This is a genomic window from Nostoc sp. CALU 546, from assembly GCF_048836525.1.
The window spans coordinates 1-3,621 of the sequence record NZ_JAWJTF010000220.1 but is presented as its reverse complement, the minus strand read 5'-3'; the positions used below and the strand labels follow the sequence as shown (position 1 = coordinate 3,621).

At 42.6% G+C, this 3,621-nt stretch carries 3 protein-coding genes; 1 reads left to right on the top strand and 2 read right to left on the bottom strand.

Annotated features, from left to right (window positions below):
- Nucleotides 1-93 precede the first annotated feature (93 nt).
- The gene (gene hisG, locus RRG12_RS41780; protein ID WP_069068916.1) at nt 94-738 is read right to left on the bottom strand and encodes an ATP phosphoribosyltransferase; all 645 of its coding nucleotides are present in this window, start codon (nt 736-738) and stop codon (nt 94-96) included.
- Between the two features lie 76 nt (nt 739-814).
- Between hisG and rppA the strand changes: the two genes are divergently transcribed.
- Nucleotides 815-1,513 carry a two-component system response regulator RppA gene (rppA, locus tag RRG12_RS41775; RefSeq protein ID WP_069068917.1) on the top strand — a complete coding sequence of 233 codons (699 nt, stop codon included), beginning with the start codon at nt 815-817 and terminating at the stop codon, nt 1,511-1,513.
- Here the strand turns inward: rppA and RRG12_RS41770 are convergent.
- A complete protein-coding gene (locus tag RRG12_RS41770) occupies nt 1,510-3,063 on the bottom strand; it encodes a flavin-containing monooxygenase (protein ID WP_420763014.1) in 1,554 nt (517 codons plus the stop codon). The genes rppA and RRG12_RS41770 overlap by 4 nt on opposite strands.
- Nucleotides 3,064-3,621 lie beyond the last annotated feature (558 nt).

Here is a 3,621-nt window from a genome sequence, read left to right as displayed (position 1 = left end):
GCAGTTTCGTTGGGTATCAGCCGCACCCCTACGGAAGTCCTTACAACAACATTCCCGATTTCTCTAAAGAATATTAGGAATTAAAAATTGGTATTAAACACTTACCAAAACGGCCTCTCGCAGCTTGGCAATCACGTCACTCAGATTACCCGTGTTCAGGCGGTAACTCAGAGGATGGGCAATCAACCGCGCCGTGCTTTCATACAAAGTAGCAACTTCAATCAGACCATTTTCGCGCAAAGTTCGCCCTGTGGAAACTAAATCCACGATCGCTTCTGACATTCCAGTAATCGGGCCTAATTCCACTGAACCATACAACGGCACTATTTCCACAGGTAAATCTAGACTGTGGAAATATTCACGAGCGCAATTTACATACTTGGAAGCAACTCTACCATGCGGTGGTAAATCTAAAGGCGATCGGTAAGAACTCGATGCTTTTACCGCCACAGACATCCGACAATGCCCAAACTGCAAATCTACCAAGTGGGCAACTTGCGGCTGCTTTTCCCGCAATACATCGTAACCGACAACACCCAGTTGTGCTTGACCATATTCTACATACACCGGCACGTCCTGCGCCCTTACTAGCAAAGCTTTTGCAACTCCCTTTGTGTCAGGAATTTGAAGTTGGCGAGTTCCTGAATCTAAAAAAGCACTAAAATCTAATCCCACAGCTTGTAGCAGGCGGATGCTATTTTTAAGTAGTTCACCTTTTGGCAATGCAACAGTCAGCATTCTTTTTATTGGTATCCTTAGCGTCTCGACAGTTGAATAATATTGAGAATATCTCTATATGCTTACCACAAGCAGCATGAGAATTTTATTAGTTGATGATGAAATTGAACTAACTGAACCCCTGAGTCGCTTATTAACTCGTGAGGGTTACGCTGTTGATGCCGCTTACGATGGCACAAGTGGCAGTAAACACGCACAAGCAGGCAATTATGACCTACTGATTTTAGATTGGATGCTGCCAGGAAAAACGGGGTTAGAGATTTGTCAGGAATTGCGACGCCAAGGCAAAACTACCCCCGTGCTGTTTCTCACAGCCAAGGATACTTTGGATGACCGCGTAGAAGGTTTAGATGCTGGTGCTGACGACTATTTGGTTAAACCTTTTGAACTGCGGGAGTTACTAGCGAGAGTTCGTGCTTTATTGCGTCGTTCTGGTTCTCAAACCTATGAAACCACCACTGGACGTTTAATTGTCGCTGATTTAGAACTCGATTGTGAAAATCAAGTAGCCTATCGTCAAGGACGGATAATTGAGCTATCGCAAAAAGAAAGTCAGTTGTTGCAATACTTTATGGAACACACGGGACAGCTACTAACTCATGCTCAGATTATGCAAAATTTGTGGCAAGAGGAAGAACAACCTAGTAGTAATGTGATAGCGGCATTAATTCGCCTGTTGCGCCGCAAGATTGAGGTAGGTAGAGAAACTACGCTGATTCACACAGTCTACGGCAAAGGCTATCGTTTCGGTGCTTCCTCAGTGGAGTCAGTTTAAGCGTCTACTTTCAACTCACAATGATTCGGCTCATTGGTAGGAGAATCATGAAAATTTTTCAATCTTTGCGATTTTAATTCCTGTCGAAGTTTGTTGTAGAGGGATAAATCCACAGGCAGCATAATTTGTGAAATTCCCTTCCAGACACCAAGCTGATTATTTGCACCCATATCTTCCATGAGTTGCTCAGTATAACGTAAGGAAAATGAGGTTATGCATGTTGCCTTCGATACAACGCTATTGTATTGAGTTTTCATCCAATCGATATCTGCTGCCATTTCTTGATACATGGCTGGCGGCGAAGGCAATAACAAGTTGCCTTGGACATACTCTAGCAACCACCAAGCACCAACTTCTGATGTCAACTGACTGTAAAAACTGCTGTTATAGCCAACAAAACCCATCTGTGGAATATTAGGATGAATCAGATAACGGTAAAGGTTAAAATTACCATCTTCATCAATTACCTGTCGCCGATATTCTTCCTCAAGAAATGGAAGTTCTTGGCGAAATCCTGTTCCAAAAATTACTATGTCTGCCTGCAACTGCTGACCATTAGCTAATTCCACACCACCAGGGATAAACTTGGCGATGCTGGTTTTTATTGCCTGAATTTTACCAGAGTGTATGTACTTGAAAAAATCTGGAGGAGCTATGCTAATGCCACAGTTAGCCTGATTCATCGGTTGTTCGGGCAACATACCGCAGCTATCAAGACCGAATTGCAGGCGTAGCACCATCTCGTTAGTCTGCCAGAAAGTCCACACTAGTGGCTTACCCAGAGTGTGCAGCATTTTTTCAATCCGTCCCATCTTACGGTAGGGGAACCAAGCTTCTGAAAAGCGGGTTAATAAAACATACTTCAGGTTTACTAAACCCAAGAAAAATCTAGGAATTTTCCACAAGGGCTGACGGAAGACGAGGGTAGATTCTTTGGCTATGTTTGCTGCCAAAGTCGCAATGTCGCAGGCAGATTTGCCAAAACCCACTACTACTACCCGCTTACCCTCAATGATTGAAGCATCGTTAAACTCGGTAGAATGCAGTACTCTTCCTCCAGATGCGGCGAACTCCTCCCCACCTGGTAAGTAAGGTAGCTTGGGGATACTATATGTGCCATTGCACACTAACACAAAGTCAAATTCGTGTTTTTCCTCTTTTGTCTCACCCCCATTACCTTCCTTCATTCTGATGGTAACTACCCATCCTGGTCGTTCTCCAGTTTTTCGGGAAACATTGGTAACTTCCGTTTGGAAGCGAATTCTCTCAAGAACCCTAAAATTATGGGCGTATGAATCTAAGTAATTCCGCATCTGTTCTGCTGTGGGCCACTCTGGGTAGGATGCAGGCATAGGATAGTCTGAAAAACTATAGGTGTCACCCGTATTTTGGGTTGTTAATCCTGGGTAAGTTCGAGACTTTTCCCAAACACCACCAAGTCCTTTTTGTTTCTCGAATACAGTAACGTCATAGCCTTCTTCGATAAAAGTTTTAGCTGTCACCAGTCCGCTGATTCCAGCCCCGATAACGCAAATCTGTTTGATTTCCATTCTTTTTTATGTAAATTATGAAATAGTTTCTGCAAAGATGAATTTACAGTAGGTTTTATTTATTTGAACTACATCTGTCGTGGGCCCTAAAGAAATAGCATACATTATTGATCAATGATTAAATAGGCACAAACGTTACAAGTCAATAAAACCTACTTTTTAGGATGCAAATTATCAATGAGGTTTGTGTAAGTTTAATCTGCAAAGCAGGTTTTGATAACTCGCAGATTCAAAACTTAATTGAAGATTTTGCAGAAGGCTGTGAAATATTGCCTGTCTCACTAAAAACGCTTCAGTATGCAGTCAAATTGTTCGTAGGCGTAGCCCTTCGGCATGGTTAGACTCCGCTCACCATCTGCTCAGTAACCATTTTAGATATTGCTATAGCAGTCCTAAAGCATTTATGAAAAATTAGAACCCCGACTTCTTTATCCAATTGAAAGGCTTTGGCAGTTTCTCAAAAAATCTCTGAAACATAAACTTTTTTATTACAAAAGAGAAACATGGGATAGCCACTTACGTCTGCGCATCACTGCTGTTTGTACATCACCCGGCAAC

What these genes read in the sequence shown, in the direction of transcription:
- rppA (WP_069068917.1), top strand. Translation starts at nt 815, where the DNA reads ATGAGAATTTTATTAGTTGATGATGAAATTGAACTAACTGAACCCCTG.
- hisG (WP_069068916.1), bottom strand. Translation starts at nt 738, where the DNA reads ATGCTGACTGTTGCATTGCCAAAAGGTGAACTACTTAAAAATAGCATC.
- RRG12_RS41770 (WP_420763014.1), bottom strand. Translation starts at nt 3,063, where the DNA reads ATGGAAATCAAACAGATTTGCGTTATCGGGGCTGGAATCAGCGGACTG.